This window comes from Shouchella oshimensis (assembly GCF_002019765.1).
GTDB classification, from domain to species: Bacteria; Bacillota; Bacilli; order Bacillales; family Bacillaceae_D; genus Shouchella; species Shouchella oshimensis.
This window is the reverse complement of record NZ_KV917380.1, coordinates 1,872,485-1,888,527: the sequence shown is the minus strand read 5'-3', so window position 1 is coordinate 1,888,527 and position 16,043 is coordinate 1,872,485. Positions and strand designations below refer to the sequence as shown.

General features: G+C 40.3%; 12 protein-coding genes. 3 read left to right on the top strand and 9 right to left on the bottom strand.

Translation table 11 applies throughout. The features are described from left to right. Window positions 1-96: 96 nt before the first annotated feature. The 6 genes from BK583_RS09500 to acnA all read right to left on the bottom strand — a co-directional run bounded on the left by BK583_RS09500 (window position 97) and on the right by acnA (window position 10,856). The gene (locus BK583_RS09500; RefSeq protein ID WP_055737596.1) at window positions 97-2,304 is read right to left on the bottom strand and encodes an AAA family ATPase; all 2,208 of its coding nucleotides are present in this window, start codon (window positions 2,302-2,304) and stop codon (window positions 97-99) included. A 10-nt stretch (window positions 2,305-2,314) separates the two neighbouring features. Further along, window positions 2,315-3,940: a CopD family protein gene (locus BK583_RS09495; RefSeq protein WP_055737595.1), complete on the bottom strand. Its 1,626-nt coding sequence runs from the start codon at window positions 3,938-3,940 to the stop codon at window positions 2,315-2,317. Between the two features lie 103 nt (window positions 3,941-4,043). Further along, window positions 4,044-4,181 carry an acid-soluble spore protein N gene (locus BK583_RS09490; RefSeq protein ID WP_035397213.1) on the bottom strand — a complete coding sequence of 46 codons (138 nt, stop codon included), beginning with the start codon at window positions 4,179-4,181 and terminating at the stop codon, window positions 4,044-4,046. A 54-nt stretch (window positions 4,182-4,235) separates the two neighbouring features. After that, a complete protein-coding gene (locus tag BK583_RS09485) occupies window positions 4,236-4,364 on the bottom strand; it encodes an FbpB family small basic protein (protein WP_078440102.1) in 129 nt (42 codons plus the stop codon). A gap of 329 nt (window positions 4,365-4,693) precedes the next feature. Then, on the bottom strand, window positions 4,694-7,987 hold the full coding sequence (locus BK583_RS09480; protein ID WP_055737594.1) for an efflux RND transporter permease subunit: 3,294 nt from the start codon (window positions 7,985-7,987) through the stop codon (window positions 4,694-4,696). Between the two features lie 151 nt (window positions 7,988-8,138). Beyond that, window positions 8,139-10,856, bottom strand: a complete 2,718-nt coding sequence (gene acnA, locus BK583_RS09475; RefSeq protein WP_038480519.1) for an aconitate hydratase AcnA — start codon at window positions 10,854-10,856, stop codon at window positions 8,139-8,141. A 213-nt stretch (window positions 10,857-11,069) separates the two neighbouring features. Between acnA and BK583_RS09470 the strand changes: the two genes are divergently transcribed. Further along, a complete protein-coding gene (locus BK583_RS09470; RefSeq protein ID WP_078440101.1) occupies window positions 11,070-11,198 on the top strand; it encodes a small acid-soluble spore protein P in 129 nt (42 codons plus the stop codon). A 68-nt stretch (window positions 11,199-11,266) separates the two neighbouring features. Next, window positions 11,267-11,356: a YjcZ family sporulation protein gene (locus BK583_RS09465; protein WP_035397209.1), complete on the top strand. Its 90-nt coding sequence runs from the start codon at window positions 11,267-11,269 to the stop codon at window positions 11,354-11,356. 31 nt (window positions 11,357-11,387) lie between these two features. On the opposite strand, the gene BK583_RS09460 is transcribed toward BK583_RS09465, so the two are convergent. Then, window positions 11,388-11,795 carry a hypothetical protein gene (locus BK583_RS09460; protein WP_139366178.1) on the bottom strand — a complete coding sequence of 136 codons (408 nt, stop codon included), beginning with the start codon at window positions 11,793-11,795 and terminating at the stop codon, window positions 11,388-11,390. An 80-nt stretch (window positions 11,796-11,875) separates the two neighbouring features. Between BK583_RS09460 and BK583_RS09455 the strand changes: the two genes are divergently transcribed. After that, window positions 11,876-12,364: a DUF2621 domain-containing protein gene (locus BK583_RS09455; RefSeq protein ID WP_180316745.1), complete on the top strand. Its 489-nt coding sequence runs from the start codon at window positions 11,876-11,878 to the stop codon at window positions 12,362-12,364. A 23-nt stretch (window positions 12,365-12,387) separates the two neighbouring features. Here the strand turns inward: BK583_RS09455 and BK583_RS09450 are convergent, their stop codons facing one another. Both BK583_RS09450 and BK583_RS09445 read right to left on the bottom strand, forming a co-directional pair. Next, window positions 12,388-14,169: an ABC transporter ATP-binding protein gene (locus BK583_RS09450; RefSeq protein WP_055737592.1), complete on the bottom strand. Its 1,782-nt coding sequence runs from the start codon at window positions 14,167-14,169 to the stop codon at window positions 12,388-12,390. After that, window positions 14,166-15,920: an ABC transporter transmembrane domain-containing protein gene (locus BK583_RS09445; protein WP_055737591.1), complete on the bottom strand. Its 1,755-nt coding sequence runs from the start codon at window positions 15,918-15,920 to the stop codon at window positions 14,166-14,168. Before BK583_RS09445 ends, BK583_RS09450 begins: the two co-directional genes overlap by 4 nt. Window positions 15,921-16,043: the final 123 nt, after the last annotated feature.

Sequence of the window (16,043 nt, the reverse complement as noted above, 5' to 3'; positions counted from 1 at the left end):
ACCTTTCTCACTCTATCGCTTTTATACCTTGTCCTAATACTTGGTATACACTCTTAGTATAGCACAACGACCTCTTAAAAAAGAAGCACGGTGCTTTTAAGAAGGTGACTTTTCAGGACCATCGTTTCCTTTCGTTGAATTGAATACCTGAATTACGTCTTTTGCTTCAATGGTAAGGGCTATATCCGATTCCTCTGTTGTTCGCAAGGCATGAGCTTGAATAATTTCCTCAAAAAACCAGTCAATGTAACGTCCATTTCCCGCAATGGTTTCTTTTGAAAAATGATCTTCGATTGCGTTAAACGCTTCGTCTGACCATGTATAGCCATACACAGTGAACTTTTGCTTTAACATTTCTGCCAATTGATTTGATGTATATGGCTGAAACTCAATTTCTTTTCGAATACGTGAACGCAAACCAGGATTACTGTTTAGCAACGTCTGAATCTCATTATGGTAGCCAGCAAATATAACGACAAGATGTTCTTCATGTTCGGTCATTGCTTGAGTTATCATCGTAATCGCTTCCTTGCCAAAATCATTCTCTCCACCTTGTGCAAGTGCATAAGCTTCATCGATAAAGAGAACGCCACCTAGCGCATCTTGAATGACTTGATTTGTTTTAATGGCGGTTTGACCGACATAGCCCCCTACTAAATCACTTCTAGAAACCGTGACGAGATGACCTCGCTTTAATAAGCCAATCTCATTTAACGCCTCTGCATAAAGTGTGGCAACCGTTGTTTTCCCTGTGCCTGGTGGTCCGCTAAATACAGTATGAAGCGGCATCGGTGGAACAGGTAAATCCATGCGTCTACGCGATTCTTTTACTTTTGCAAAAGAAGTTAATTTATTCAATTCTGCTTTTACCTGTTCAAGCCCGACAAGTTCGTTAAGCTTTTGTAGGGCTTGTCCTGATTTAGCAGATTGCTTTGTTTGCACATGTTGCTCCTCTATTAAAACAAAGTCTCGCTCGGTTGTATGGTAACCTTGAGATCCTTTTTCAAAAATGGCTTTTTTTACAATGTCTTCAACGACACGTGCATTTCCAAACGACTGATCAATTTCCAAACGCTCTATTTCTGCTTTTACTTTTTGCAGTGCAGCATTTGTGAACACAAAATCAACATCAAGTGCTTTTTTCTCAGCAATTTGTAAGAGTTCGGATTCTGTATAATTTGGTAAATCAAAATGGTTTTGTTCAGGGAATCGACTTGCTAAACCAGGATTTGCACGAATGAACCCACGCATTTCTTGCGGATAGCCTGCTAAAATAACAGCAAACTTTCCTGCATACGTCTCACTCGTCATCGCTGATACAAGGGTATCGATAACCGCTTGACCGTAATCATTTCCTGACTGTCCTTCACGCTTTAAGCTGTAAGCCTCATCAATAAACAACACCCCCCCTACCGCTCGCTCAATAGCTGCCATCGTTTGCTCTTCAGTTTGACCAACATAGCCAGCAACAAGAGAAGCACGATCTACTTCATACACAGTTGGTTTTGCAAGCATTCCTAATTCGTAGTAGATGGAAGCGAGTAAACGAGCAATGGATGTTTTACCTGTACCAGGGTTCCCTGTTACGACCATATTGAGGTTTAACAGATTGTTTGAAGAAAGACCAACTTCTTCACGACTCTTTTGATACTTTAAAAACGCATAGAGCTTTTTAACTCGATCTTTTACATCAGTTAAACCAATCATTTCTTCTAGCTGAGCGAGTGCGGATGTCTGCTTCTCTCCAAGAGCTTCATCCATTTCTTTGTTTACTCTTTCTTGCAGTTCATTCACACTATCAAGCTGCTTCTTCAATTGGGTGAACTGACTTTTTGAATAATAGTTTCCTTGAAAGCTGGTTAAAAACTGCTGACTGCGATCATTTAACTCTTTTATATTAGTTAAGAGCATGCTACCATGCTTTTTCGCAAGGGAGGTTTCTTTTCCTTCTACTTGAGTGATCCAGTCTTGACTACGTGTAATGATCTGCTCTACTTTTTGCTTTTTTACTCGGGCTTGGTCTGTTTCTCTAAGCTGTGGCCACGAACGACGAATCCATTCATCTTGAGCCCAAGAAACGAGTAGCTGTTTTTCGGTTAGCTCGTCTAAAAAGTCGTTAAAAGAGCCATCTTCCTCTAATTCTTGTTTCCATTTCTCAGTAAATAAATCCATCTTCTGCTTACGTTCAAACCGCAACGAAACAAGTGTAGCAAGTTCATTTCGGTTGTTTTCACCCTCGTCGTTCTCTAAACGTTTTCGCCAAAGTTGTGCCTCTTCTACTAATTTCTCATTTGATGTCCCCATAGCTTTCCTCCTAATGAACATGACCTTCATGAACAAACTGGCGTTTTTCTATAACCCGAACCTTTTGTCCATCTTCATCGAGTAATTCGTATTGATGGGGCTCTTCTAATGTCCCATTCATGCTCTGAATATAGAAGAATACGTGATCATCAACAGGTACTTCAACAGATCCATTTGAAAATTGGATACGTACTTGTTCAATATCTTCTGTGACATAGCCGAGGGTCACGTACGTACTTATCGTTTCAACATCTACCCAATCATTTTCTATAAACATGAAGGTATCCATAAATTGTTCACCACCTGTTAGAAAGCCATTCTCTATCTCTACTTCAGCATCTAAATATTTCCGATACCCGTCAGGCTCCTTTTTTAATCGTTCCGCAATAAGATGGCGTTCATTTTCCTGATAAACAACGGCAAAAGATTCTTCGTCGATTGACCATGTTGCCAAAATATCAAGCTCGTTCGTTTCTCTGTTGACAGCGATAGCCTCTTCTACACTGTCGTGGACAGTTAAATTAACAGGAATTTCACCAGGAGCTGTGCTAGTCATTAAACCTAGATAAAATGTGGCCACAAATAAAATGGCTGCCCCTACACTATATATCGTTCGTCTCCATCTCCAGGCAACAAATAGACCGAGGAAAAAGACGAAAACGGAAAGCCCCAGCAATAAGCCAGACCAAAGAGAAGGAGAAAATGCAATTAATTGATTTTCAATCAGTGGTTCATTCAAGAAAAACTGCATTACAGGATTAAATGGCTCGTTTTGCAAAGTGCGCAGCACATTATGAGGTGGTTCTGTTTCCGTTAACCACGCTGTTACAATAAAAACAGCTAAAACAAAAAGAGATTCGGCACGAAACGAGCGTTGGCGTTCCTGTGCAGATAATGACACGCCTTTTCCACTAAGGGTAACCAGATGCCGAAACCCGAAAAGCAACAAAGGAAAAATAAGGATGTTTTTAATAAGTAATAGCTGGCCGTATGTCAGCATCCAACTATTCACATATTCAGGTGCAATTTCTCCCATCATGACAAATCCACTCGTTGAAACAAGAAGCAAACTAAACACAGCAAGTGCAGAAAACCATTGATGGAATTTCTGTCCGTCTTCTAATCGCGTCCCATAAAGACTGACGATAAATAATGGACCCACCCAGAGTGACATCGCCAATAAATGAATGCCGTTTGATAGTGCACCTGTTGCATAGCCTTCTGTTAAAGACGCACTATGGCTGGACAAACTTACTGCTCCAATAATGCCTATAAAGAAAAGTAGCTGCAAACTTGAAACCACGTACCGATTCCATTTTTTAGTTAAAACCACTAGTACAAGCTGTACGCTTGAAAACAGAAGAACGAGTAAAAAGCTCGTTCCTAAAATATGTTCTCCCATTGCTGTCAGCGTTCCGTCTAAAAGCGACGTATCAAAAAACGTCGCATACGTTGACCCAAGTACGATGACGTTTCCAAATTGAAGCAGTGGAACAGTAAGTATAACGCTAAGTAAAAACAATGGGTGAAGCGTTCCTTCAATGCCTCTTCCATTTGGCACCATTTGAATAACGAGTAAGCCTGCCAACAATGCTAAGCTTGTATACATAAGAGCATTTAAGATCATTTCCGTCATATTGTTCTCCCCTACTAAACGATTCCACTTTATTTTAACAGGCAGAGAGCTGTTCTAGTTACTTTTTACTAAATCGACAAAAAACCGTCGAGATCTCGACGGTTTATCCTTTAGGAGGAATATAGTCTGGCTGGCGATTTGATTTCGTCGCGACTTTCTTTCCATTATTTCGGTTCGATTTTCGCGGCTGTGTTCCTAAATGGTCTGGAGTAAATTGGGCAAATCGGTTTTTTTCACTCACAAAACATCCCTCCTTATGAATAGTGTTTCACAAATGAGGGGTTTTTACGTTAGTTTATTTTGGCAATGCATGCTTTTGTTCAAATCGCTCTTCTAAACGATTAATTTCAGCCTGATCTTGAATTAATCGCTCTTTGTTCTGCTTTACTAATTGATCAAACGGTAATCTTCCAACTCTTCTCATCCTCAGTCACCTCGTTTTTATATACAGTATTGCACCTTTACAACTGTTTTAAACCTTCTTTCGATGTAAAAAGATGAATATTCAACAAATTTTGCACATAGCCTTTAGTGAGAGGGGTGAATACAGTGATTCACTTAGAACAACTGTCTTTGGAAATAGAAAACAAATTACAGCGTCCACTAATGAATGGGGAGAAACAGTTGCTTGAATGGGTTTGTACTCAAACAGCCAATCAACAATCATAGCATCTATCTGCACATAAAAAGACTCCCCGTCAGCAGTGACCATGTCTTCTTTGTTCACTGCACGGGAAGTCGATTTCGTACACGTTATTTTTTATCGTCGTCTTTTTTTGTTCTTGCAACAATGGAATCAAGTAACTCGACGATATCGTCTCGACTTAATTCATTTTTAAATTCCGCATTATGTTGTTCCCGTTCGCTTTCATTCAGGTCAACACGTTCGGATGTTTCCTGTGAGCCATTTTGCCCTTCACCTTCAGGTAATGCTTTCACAACTCGATTGTTTTCATCGACTTCGTAATACTCTCCATCGATTGTTACCATTCGTGGTGTACGGTTTTTAGAACGGGTTTCTTTGTCAAACAAACTGTAAAGAACCGGAATAAAGATTAACGTTAGCGCCGTACTACTTATTAAACCACCAATAACTGCTATAGCCATCGGCTGTTGTAATTCTGCCCCTTCGCCATAGCCAAACGCAATTGGCACCATTCCTAAAATAGCGGTCAAAGAGGTCATTACAATTGGTCGTGTTCGTAGCTGGACAGATTCAACTAGAGCGTTATACGTTGACATCCCTTTTTGCTTCTGCTGATTTACAAAATCAAGCATGACAATTCCATTGTTCGTTACAACACCCACTAAAATGATGATCCCAATAAACGTTGTTACACCGATCGCTGTTTGCGTAAGTGTTAAAGCAAGGGTAACACCGATTAGTACAAGTGGAACGGTCATTAACATGATAAACGGTAGTTTAAACGACTCAAATTGCGCAGCCATAATCAAGTAAATGAAAATAATCGCAAGAACAAGCGCTAAAATCATACTGCCTATGGCATCTTCAAGAATTTCTTGCTCGCCTCCAAAGGAGTAGCTAGCACCTTCAGGAAATTCAATTTCAGCAATTGAATCTTCAATTAATGTTGAAACGTCACTTAGCGTTGCTTCTGTTGTATAACCAACCGTTACCTCAACTGCTTCTGATTGATCTGCTCGTTGGATAGAGGCTGGCGATTCGCCTTCTGTTACGTCTGCTACTTCATTTAACGAAATGGTTGTTCCTTCTTGAGAGACTATTTGTAAATTCTCAAGCTCATTTATCGTTTCCGTGTATTCTGACGCAAGACCAACATGCACTTCATACGTTTGGGATGTATCATCACTGGTCAGTTGAATAAGCATCGCCGTTTCTCCGCGTGTAGCACTATTAACTTGGCTCGCGATTTCAGCTGGTGTTAGCCCTTCTGCTCGAGCATCTTCTGCATTCACATCAACGACAATTTCTGGTACTTGATCTTCAATACTCAGCTGTACTTCCCGAACGAGAGACGAGTCCAACAACTCTTCTTCAAGTTCGTAGACTGTATCGTATAATGCGTTACGATCAGAATGAGTTACAGTAAATGGAACCGTATTTGCTTCTCCACTTAACGCTGCTGTCTGTGTAAAGGCACGAACATCTGCATCGTCATCAGCACGCTCAAGATCTCGTTCAATTGTTTCAATAAATTCTGCTGTAGAGACAGAGCGATCTTCTAATGGAATCATCGCCACCGTAATTTGTGCAGTATGTGATCCTCCAGATTGACCAGGCTGATCACTTGAACCGATTACACTTACATAATCATTTACTTCTTGATAATCGGCAAGAACATTTTCAATTTCCTCAACTGCTTCTGTTGTTCGGGTTAAACTTGTTCCTGTTTCCATTTCAACGTCGACGGTAAAAGAGCCTTGATCGCTTTCTGGAATTAATTCTAGTCCAACCGTACTTAGACCAACTCCACCGATAAGAAGCAATCCAAACGTACTAGCAATAACCGTTTTTCGGTGGCCTAAAGACCAGTGGGTCATTTTTTCTAATCCACGCATCGTTCTAGATTCGCGTCTTTTCGCCTCATCGTTTGCCTGAGACGGTTTTAGCACTCGGCTTGCAATCATGGGTACAACGGTAATCGCTACAATAAAGGAAGACAATAAACTAAATGAAACGGTTAACGCCAATTCTCTAAACAAGTTTCCAACAATCCCACTAATAAAGACAATTGGAAGGAAAACAGAAATAGTCGTTAACGTAGATGCAAAGATCGCAGCCATTACTTCTTTTGTCCCATCAGAAGCTGCTTGCTTCGGATCTTTTCCTTTTGCTAAATGACGATAAATGTTTTCAATAACAACAATCGCATTATCGACAACTAAGCCAATACCAAGAGCTAAACCACCTAATGTCATAATGTTTAACCCAATATCTAAGAAATACATAAAGGCAAATGTAACAATAACTGAGAATGGTATCGCTAACCCAATAATAAGAGGTGTTTTAAGGTTACGTAAGAAGAAAAACAACACAACCATGGCGAGTACGCCACCAATAATTAATGCAGTCGCAACACTTTGGATCGCTGAGTTAATAAAGTCACCTTCATCATAAAGCACCACAACATCTAAGTCTTCGTAATCAGCATCGTCTTGTAATTCATTTAAACGCTCATTTACATCATTTGATGTTTGCGTCGTATTCGCACTTGATTCTTGCATAATCGATAAGCTGATAGCCGGTTCTTGATTTGCTCGGGTTAATGTTTCTAATTCTTCTGAACTAATTTCAACACTTGCAATACTCGTTAACGTAATCTCCTCACCGGTTTCTGGATTAACGCCAACAACCAATTCTTCAATATCTTCTATGCTCGTTAGTTCATGGATGATTCTTGTTGTTAAGCTAAAATCATCTTGTTCAACAGTGCCACCTGGCATCGTAATTTGGTTTGCTTGCAAAGCATTCACAACTGTATCTTGCGTAACACCTGCATCAATCATGTCTTCCTGATCGAGTTCAATCGAAACGATTTCACTAATGGTCCCTGATTCATTCACACTAGCAACCCCAGGGACTTGAAGAATTTCTTGTTCTAAATCCATAACATCATCTTGAAATGCTTCAATCTCATCATTGGACGTGACTGCGAGCTGCATCATTGGAAACATAGATGGATCAAACTTTAAAAAGCTTGGTTCCCCAGCGCCATCAGGCAAATCAATTTGCCTTAGTGCATTGATAATGTCTAGTTCTACATCTTCAATGGACGAGCTCCAATCAAATTCAAGTAGGATAATAGAAGATCCTTCTTGAGAATTTGACGTCATGTTTTGTAAACCTGAAATACTTGCCATGCGATTTTCAATTGGGATGGTTACTTGATCCTGAACTTCTTGAGGGTTTACATTCGGATAGCTTGTAGCAATTGCTGCAACTGGAGGATTAATCTCTGGTAGCAGCTGCAGTGGCAACCGTGTAAGTGAAACAATCCCCATTATAATAAAGAAAATCATTCCGACAATGGTAAACACGGGCCTGCGAATTGAAAAATTTGTCACGTTGGTTCCTCCATCATGTCATGTCTTTTTATCTATACACACCTTACACAATAAAAAGGTTAAAAATCAAGCAAAAACAATTTAGACCCCTAAACTATTTGCCCAAAAGAAAAAACTTGCTTGACCTTTCAAGCAAGTTTCTCTATCTTATTTAAGCTGGCTGCAGCTTATCACGAAGAACCATTTGAAGTATTCCACCGTGGCGATAGTAATCAACATCAACATCACTATCAAAACGAACAAGCGCTTCAAATTCGGTTTTTGTTCCATCTTCAGCTACAGCTGTAACGGTGACATAATCACGCGGTTTCACTGTATCATCAATTGCAACTGAAATGCTTTCTCTACCTGTTAGACCAAGAGATTCAGCATTTTCACCCGCTTTGAATTGAAGAGGTAGAACACCCATTAATACTAGGTTAGAGCGGTGAATACGCTCGTAACTTTCAGCAATAACTGTTTTAATCCCTAGTAAGTTTGTACCCTTTGCAGCCCAGTCACGAGAAGATCCCATCCCATAATCTTGACCAGCGAGAACAACAAGACCTGTATCATTCTCTTTGTACTTCATCGCCGCATCATAAATGGACATTACTTCGTCTGTTGGCCAGTATGTTGTAAATCCACCTTCTGTACCTGGTGCAATTTGGTTACGAATACGGATATTCGCAAACGTTCCTCTCATCATAACATCGTGATTACCACGACGTGAACCGTATGAGTTGAAATCTCTTGGCTCTACACCTTTTTCCATTAAGAACTTACCAGCTGGCGTGTTCTTACCAATGGCTCCAGCAGGAGAGATGTGATCTGTCGTAACAGAATCGCCGAATTTACCAATTACACGTAAATCAGAAAGCGGCTTTACAGCTTCAGGATCTTTTGCTAATCCTTCAAAGAATGGTGGATTTGCAATGTATGTTGACTCATCATCCCATTTGTATAGGGCGTCATCCGTCGTATTAATTTGATTCCAACGATCGTTACTTGTAAAGACATCTTGGTATTCACGACGGAATAACTCTGGCGTTACCGTTTGATCAACAATTGTACGTACTTCTTCTGTTGATGGCCAAATATCTTTAAAGTAAACAGGTTTACCGTCTTTATCTGTAGAGATTGGATCGTTCAATAAATCAACGTTCACTGTTCCTGCTAGTGCATAGGCTACTACAAGTGGTGGTGATGCTAAGTAGTTTGCTTTCACAAGCGGATGAATACGTCCTTCAAAGTTACGGTTACCAGATAATACAGACGTAACAGTTAAGTCGTTACTCGAAATTGCTTCTTCAATTTCATCCTCTAGTGGCCCAGAGTTTCCGATACATGTTGTACAGCCATATCCAACAAGATGGAAGCCAAGATCCTCTAAATAAGGCATTAAACCAGAATCATTTAAATAGCCAGTAACGACTTTTGAACCTGGTGCAAGTGATGTTTTCACATATTCAGGTACTTGGAGCCCTAATTCACTTGCTTTTTTCGCAACAAGACCTGCTGCTACAAGCACATATGGATTCGATGTATTTGTACAGCTTGTGATAGCAGCGATAGCTACAGCCCCTGTTTTCATCGTTGTTGTACGACCATCTTTGTACGTTACATCAACCGTTTTATTGAATTCTGACTGGTCAAGACCAAGACCCTGGTTTCCTTGAGGCGCAACAACCGCATCTTGGAATGATTTTTGCATTTTTGGTAATTCAATTAAATCTTGTGGGCGTTTTGGTCCAGAAAGATTTGCATGAATTTGAGACAAGTCGACTTCAACCACATCTGTATACGTTGGATCTGGTGTTTCACCAGGAATATACCATAGTCCGTTTGCTTGACAATAAGCACGAACCAATTCAATTTGTTCTTCAGAACGCCCTGTTAAGCGCATGTAGTTCATTGCTTCTTCATCCACTGGGAAGAATCCACATGTTGCACCATACTCAGGAGCCATATTGGAAATTGTTGCACGGTCAGCAAGTGGCATATCTGCTAAACCTGGACCGAAATACTCAACGAATTTTCCAACAACGTTCTTTTGGCGAAGGACTTGAGTTACTTTTAACGCTACGTCTGTCGCTGTTGTGCCACTTGGTAAAGAACCAGTGAATTTTAAACCAATAACTTCTGGTACTGGGAAGTAAGATGGTTGTCCAAGCATGCCCGCTTCCGCTTCAATACCACCAACGCCCCAGCCTAAAACACCTAAGCCGTTGATCATCGTTGTATGAGAATCTGTTCCTACAAGTGAATCAGGGAACGTTAACCATTCGCCATCTTTCTCAACTGCATGAACGACGTTTGCTATGTACTCCAAGTTTACTTGGTGTACGATACCAGTTGCTGGAGGAACCGCATTGTAATTATCAAACGCTTTCTTTGCCCAGCTTAAAAATTCATAACGCTCGCCATTCCGTTCAAACTCGCGATTCATATTATAAAGCAATGAATCATCTGTACCGAATTTATCTACTTGTACAGAGTGGTCAATGACAAGATCTACAGGGATTTCAGGGTTAATCTGATCTGGGTCCCCACCAAGGTCCGCCATCGCTTTTCTTAGCGCTGCTAAATCAACCACAGCTGGCACTCCAGTGAAATCTTGTAGAATAACACGAGAAGGTTTGAAAGGAACATCAATTTCTTTTTGTTCAGGTGTTCCCCACTTCGCTAAATTTTCAACATGCTCTTTTTTAATGACATAATCATCATACTGACGTAACACTGATTCTAATAATACTTTCACAGAATATGGTAGCCTATTAACGTTCCCATAACCTGCTTTCTCTAACGCATCTAATGCATAGTAATGATACGTTTTTCCGTTTGACTCAAAAGAAGACCGCGCTTTAAACACATCTAAGTTTTTTGACATCTAAGACCCTCCTTATCAACTTCATCATATCGCATTGTTCCTTTCTTGTCTAAGGAACGCACTTGAGTAAGCGCTTTTAATGTAAGCGATACAATTGCCCTTCATTAGAATAGCAAAAGTTGACGAAAGTTTAAATCTTTTTTCGACATTTTTTAAAAAGGATAAGAAAAAAAACGTTTCACATACTAAAAAAAGAAAAGCGAGGTGAAGAAAATGAAAGGAAATTCAAAAGCTAGACGCAACCAACCACAGCATCCAGATAGTAACCAACCACAAAAACAAAGCGGCTCTCATAAAACAAAAAAAGCCAACCATGTTAGCCAAACGAACGGAGAAGGCTAACTCGCCCAAACCTTTTTAGAACCCCTGCATAGACTGTAATCATACCTTGATAAAAAGGAGGTTACACAATGAGCGGTGGATTTGGAACAGGCGGTGGTTTCGCTTTAATTGTTGTTCTTTTTATTCTTTTAGTAATTGTCGGAGCAAGCTGGTTCTAAAAAAAGGACTGCATCGCAGTCCTTTTTTTCTTTACATAAGATAACGGCTATATTTCAACAAAAACATTGCTCCAATGCTAAAAGCTAAAAGAAGACTCGCCTTTCGAAATGGCTTTTCATACTCTTGCTCACCACTGGCCATTAAACGCAGGCTCTTACTAGTTATTCCTAAACTAGCCCCAATTACAAGAGTTAGCAGAACGACGCCCCATGTCCACCACGATCGCCACTCGACTAACAGAGGAATTCCTGTAGCAATTAAAAGGAGTAACCCTATATGGGCAATCATAAGAATGACACGGTAAACCTTTATCAGCCTCATCTTAAAGCGTTCCCCGTCATCAAGCCTCGCTGCATAATACAAAAATGGCAACGGAATACATAAAAATAACACGATTGATGTAAACATATGCGTCGCAAAAAGAACAATTTGAGACACGTTTTTCTCCCCCTCCATAGCAACACACCTCATTTTATGCTAAAGTAACAGCAAAGAACAAGCAAAAAGGAGGGGTGTTGATGAGTGACTGGTTTATGAATATGATTGTGCTATGGACCTTTATCTTGCTTGGCCTAATGTTTATCGGTGGGTTCTTCATGTTTAGAAAATTCCTTAAGCGAATGCCAAAAGAAGACGGGAAATCCATCTTAGACTGGCAAGAATACTACATAAACAAGGCTTTACCTCTATGGAAAGATGAACAGAGGCAATTGTTAAATGAACTTGTAGAACCAGTACCAGAACTCTTTCGTGACGTGGCTAAAGAGAAAATCGCCGGTAAAATTAGTGAGATTGCCTTAAATGAACAGGCAACTACCCTTACATTAGATACGATTATTCGCGGATATATTTTAGCAACACCTAAAAAAGATCACCGTTTTTTAATTAAGAAATTAAAACAAAAAGATATTGATTTAACACCCTATGAACATCTACTTGACCGCCAATCAAAAGCCAGAAGCAAAAGAGAGCTCCAAGAGGCAGTTGAACGAAAACAATCCAGCTAAAAAAGGCGCATTTGCGCCTTTTTTTATGCTGTCACGTTTTCTCTTGCCTGTAATAAATACATTTTATGATACAAGCCTTGGCGTTTTAATAGTTGTTCATGATTGCCTCGTTCAACAATCTCTCCTTGATGCAGCACAAGAATTTGATCGGCGTGTTTAATCGTTGATAGGCGGTGCGCGATGGCAATCGTCGTTCGATTTTGCTGCATTTTTTCTAACGCTTGCTGAATCGATTCCTCTGTTTCTGTATCAACACTTGCTGTTGCTTCATCAAGCACTAAAATAGCCGGGTCAGCCAGCATCGTTCGCGCAAAAGAAAGCAGCTGTTTTTCTCCACTAGAAAACGTTGCGCCACGCTCCGTTACTTTTGCCTCGTAACCGTGTTCAAGATTCTGAATAAACGTATCTGCGCCAACAAAAGCACATGCCGCCTCTATTTCTCCTCGCTCGTATCCGTCTCTACCTAATGTGATATTGCTAGCGACTGTTCCGCTATACAAAAAGGAATCTTGCAGCACAAGGCCCACTTTAGACCGAAACTCTTCTTCACTAAAAGCTTGTAAAGGTTTACCATCGATGGTTATCGTACCTTTCGTAAGTGGATAAAACCGTAGTAAAAGGTTAATGATGGAGCTTTTTCCACTTCCAGTATGACCGACTAATGCTACGGTCTGCCCTTTTTCCGCTTTGAACGAAATATTAGTTAACACTTGGGTAGAACCATCATAAGAAAAGGTAACATTGTTAAACTCAATCGTTCCTTTTTCAATTGTTGGCGTTTCTGTTCCCGTTTTTGTCGGAGCGTACTCACGCTGATCCATTAAGCGAAAAACACGACCTGCTGACACAATGGCTTGTTGAAAAATGGATAAGCGTTGCATAATTTGATTAACTGGTTCGAAAAAGCGATCAAGATAATTAATAAACGCATACAGCACACCAAGCTCAACCGGACCAATAAATGATTGAAAACCAAAATAAATAAGTACAATTGAAATAGCAATTAAACTAAGAATATCGACAATTGGACGCAGCAAAAGGGCATCTGCTTTCATCGCCTTCATTCCCGCTTGATAATGCTCATCATTCGTTCGTCCAAACTCTTTGCGCATTCGCTTTTCTTGGCGGAACACTTGAATAATCGCCATACCTTGAACAGACTCACTCATTTTCGCATTAATTTCACTCACTTTTGCGCTAACATGCTCATAAAAGCGAGAACTAATAGACCGATATAAACGAATGACAACTAAAAGCAAAGGTAAAAAGATTAAACAATAAAGAGCCAAGGTTGCATTTAAGTAAAACATAGCAACAAATGTCCCAATCATAAACATTCCGTTTTGAACAAATACCGCTAACACGCTAACGTAAAGCTCTTTTATGGACTCGGTGTCGTTCGTAATCCTCGAAACAAGGCCACCTCCAGGCATTCGATCAAAGAACGATAACCCGAGCTTTTGAACATTTTTAAATACATCAACACGTAACGCTTGCACAATTCGCAAAGCAATCTTTTGAAATAAAATACTTTGGACATATTGGCAAATAACCGCAAGAACAAGTAAGCCAATATAAAATGACGCAAGCATCACAAGAACGTCTGTCGGAAATGCTTGAGGGGTTAAATAGTCATCAATAAAGCGTGCAATCAAAATAGGTTGCAACAATTCCGCTCCTGCAGCTAGAAGCATTATAAAGAAAGCAAGCAGTAGTTTCTTAAAATGAACCTTGGCATAACCGAGCAAGCGTATAAAAATCGCGCGTTGCTCTTTTCCAGTTAATATCTCATCGGTATGTTTCATGATGATCCTCCCTGCTCCACGATCGTCTCAAGCTGCTGACGCTCATACATCTCTTTGTACCATCCGCCTTGGGCCATTAATTCTACATGAGTCCCTGCCTGAGCGATCGTCCCCTCTTCCATCACTAAAATGAGTGAAGCATGGCTAACAGCGCTTAATCGGTGAGCACTCATAATAAGAGTTTGCTCGGTTTTTGTTTCTCGAAGGGCTCCTAAAATTTGCTCTTCTGTTTTCGCATCTACAGCAGATAAGGAGTCATCTAAAATGAGTATGGCGGGATTGCTCAGTATCGCACGAGCAATCGAAATTCGCTGCTTTTGACCACCTGAGAGCGTTACACCTCGTTCTCCAACAACTGTGTCGTACCCATTTGGGAAACGACGTATGTCATCGTGAATACTTGCAAGTTGGCAGGCTCGAATAATGTCTTGTATCGAGGCATCAGGCTTTGCAAATGCAACATTCTCCCCTATTGTCGCCGAAAAAAGAAAGTGTTCTTGTGGTACTATACCAAATGCCGCTTTCACACGTTCTCGTTTAAACTGGTCAATGGGTATGGAATCTAAACGTATAGTCCCCTTCGTAACATCCATCTCGCGCTGTAAAAGGGAAAGTAAGGTTGTTTTACCACTGCCGGTTTTCCCAACAATGCCAAGTGTTTCACCTTTCTTCAAGGAGAAGTGTACATTTCTTAACACGGACGGGCCATCTTCAGAATAACAAAACGTATCAATAGCAACATCTAAATCGCCTACAATCGGTGCTTCAACTGCATGATCGACTTCTTTAAGCTCTGACTCTTCTTGCAATACTTCACGAATTCGATCATAAGACGCTCTTCCTCGTTCAATGACGTTAAAAAACATTCCTAACGCAAGCATCGGCCAAATCAACAAGCCAAGATAAACGACAAATGACGTTAATTCTCCAATAGTCATCTCACCTGATACGACAAACCCTGCTCCAAAACCTATCGCTAGCAAATAACAGGTTCCAATAACTGCGCTAATGGTCGGATCAAACAATGCATCTATTTTCGCTACCTTTACATTCTCGTCTACAACTAGCGCCGATTGCTGGCGAAAGCGGCGATTTTCTTCTTCTTCTTGTCCGAATGCTTTTGTTACTTTCATTCCACTAATATTTTCTTGTACCGTATCATTTAATACACTAAATGCGGCTTGTGCACTGCCAAAGCGTTTATGTAAGAGCGATCCATAATAGCTCGTTAAAATCGCCATTAACGGAAGTGGTAATAATGTTATGACTGTTAGCTGCCAATTAAGGGTCAACGCCATCGTCGCAACAACCATTCCTCCAAGTAGGAGGGCGTCAACAATTGTGAGCACGCCTTCCCCGGCAGTTGCTTGAACAGCCCGTACATCATTTGTGGAAATTGCCATTAGATTCCCAGTAGTGCGCTTTTGATAAAATGATTTCGGCATGTTTGTGAAATGATGATACAGATCATTTCGGATTTGTCTTGCCAACTTAAAAGCCGCACCAAAGATGAGCACTCGCCACAAAAAACGGAGAATGTATAACAGCACACCAATCCCCATAATAAGTCCAATGTATCGAAATAATGCCGACTGCGTAAGTGTATCAGTATCAATAAAATCGACAACTTCCCCAATTACTCGTGGAGGAATTAACGACAAAAATGAAACAAGTGCTAAAACCAGCGTCCCAAATACATACGCTTTCCAATGTTTCTTGAAAAACCAGCTTAAATCTAAAAAAACACGCATAGCCTTCCCCCATTACTCTTGTTGTCTAACTCTTTTTCAAAAAAATGAATAAATAATTGTCAGTTGCTCGTCTCAAAAAGATACCACATTTCTATTCAATAGTGTACAGCCGTTTAGAGCAGA

Bases quoted from the DNA above. Each gene is read 5' to 3' on its own strand.
- BK583_RS09465 (WP_035397209.1), top strand. From the start codon at position 11,267: ATGAGCGGTGGATTTGGAACAGGCGGTGGTTTCGCTTTAATTGTTGTT.
- acnA (WP_038480519.1), bottom strand. From the start codon at position 10,856: ATGTCAAAAAACTTAGATGTGTTTAAAGCGCGGTCTTCTTTTGAGTCA.
- BK583_RS09470 (WP_078440101.1), top strand. From the start codon at position 11,070: ATGAAAGGAAATTCAAAAGCTAGACGCAACCAACCACAGCATCCAGAT.
- BK583_RS09445 (WP_055737591.1), bottom strand. From the start codon at position 15,920: ATGCGTGTTTTTTTAGATTTAAGCTGGTTTTTCAAGAAACATTGGAAA.
- BK583_RS09500 (WP_055737596.1), bottom strand. From the start codon at position 2,304: ATGGGGACATCAAATGAGAAATTAGTAGAAGAGGCACAACTTTGGCGA.
- BK583_RS09450 (WP_055737592.1), bottom strand. From the start codon at position 14,169: ATGAAACATACCGATGAGATATTAACTGGAAAAGAGCAACGCGCGATT.
- BK583_RS09485 (WP_078440102.1), bottom strand. From the start codon at position 4,364: ATGAGAAGAGTTGGAAGATTACCGTTTGATCAATTAGTAAAGCAGAAC.
- BK583_RS09495 (WP_055737595.1), bottom strand. From the start codon at position 3,940: ATGACGGAAATGATCTTAAATGCTCTTATGTATACAAGCTTAGCATTG.
- BK583_RS09455 (WP_180316745.1), top strand. From the start codon at position 11,876: ATGAGTGACTGGTTTATGAATATGATTGTGCTATGGACCTTTATCTTG.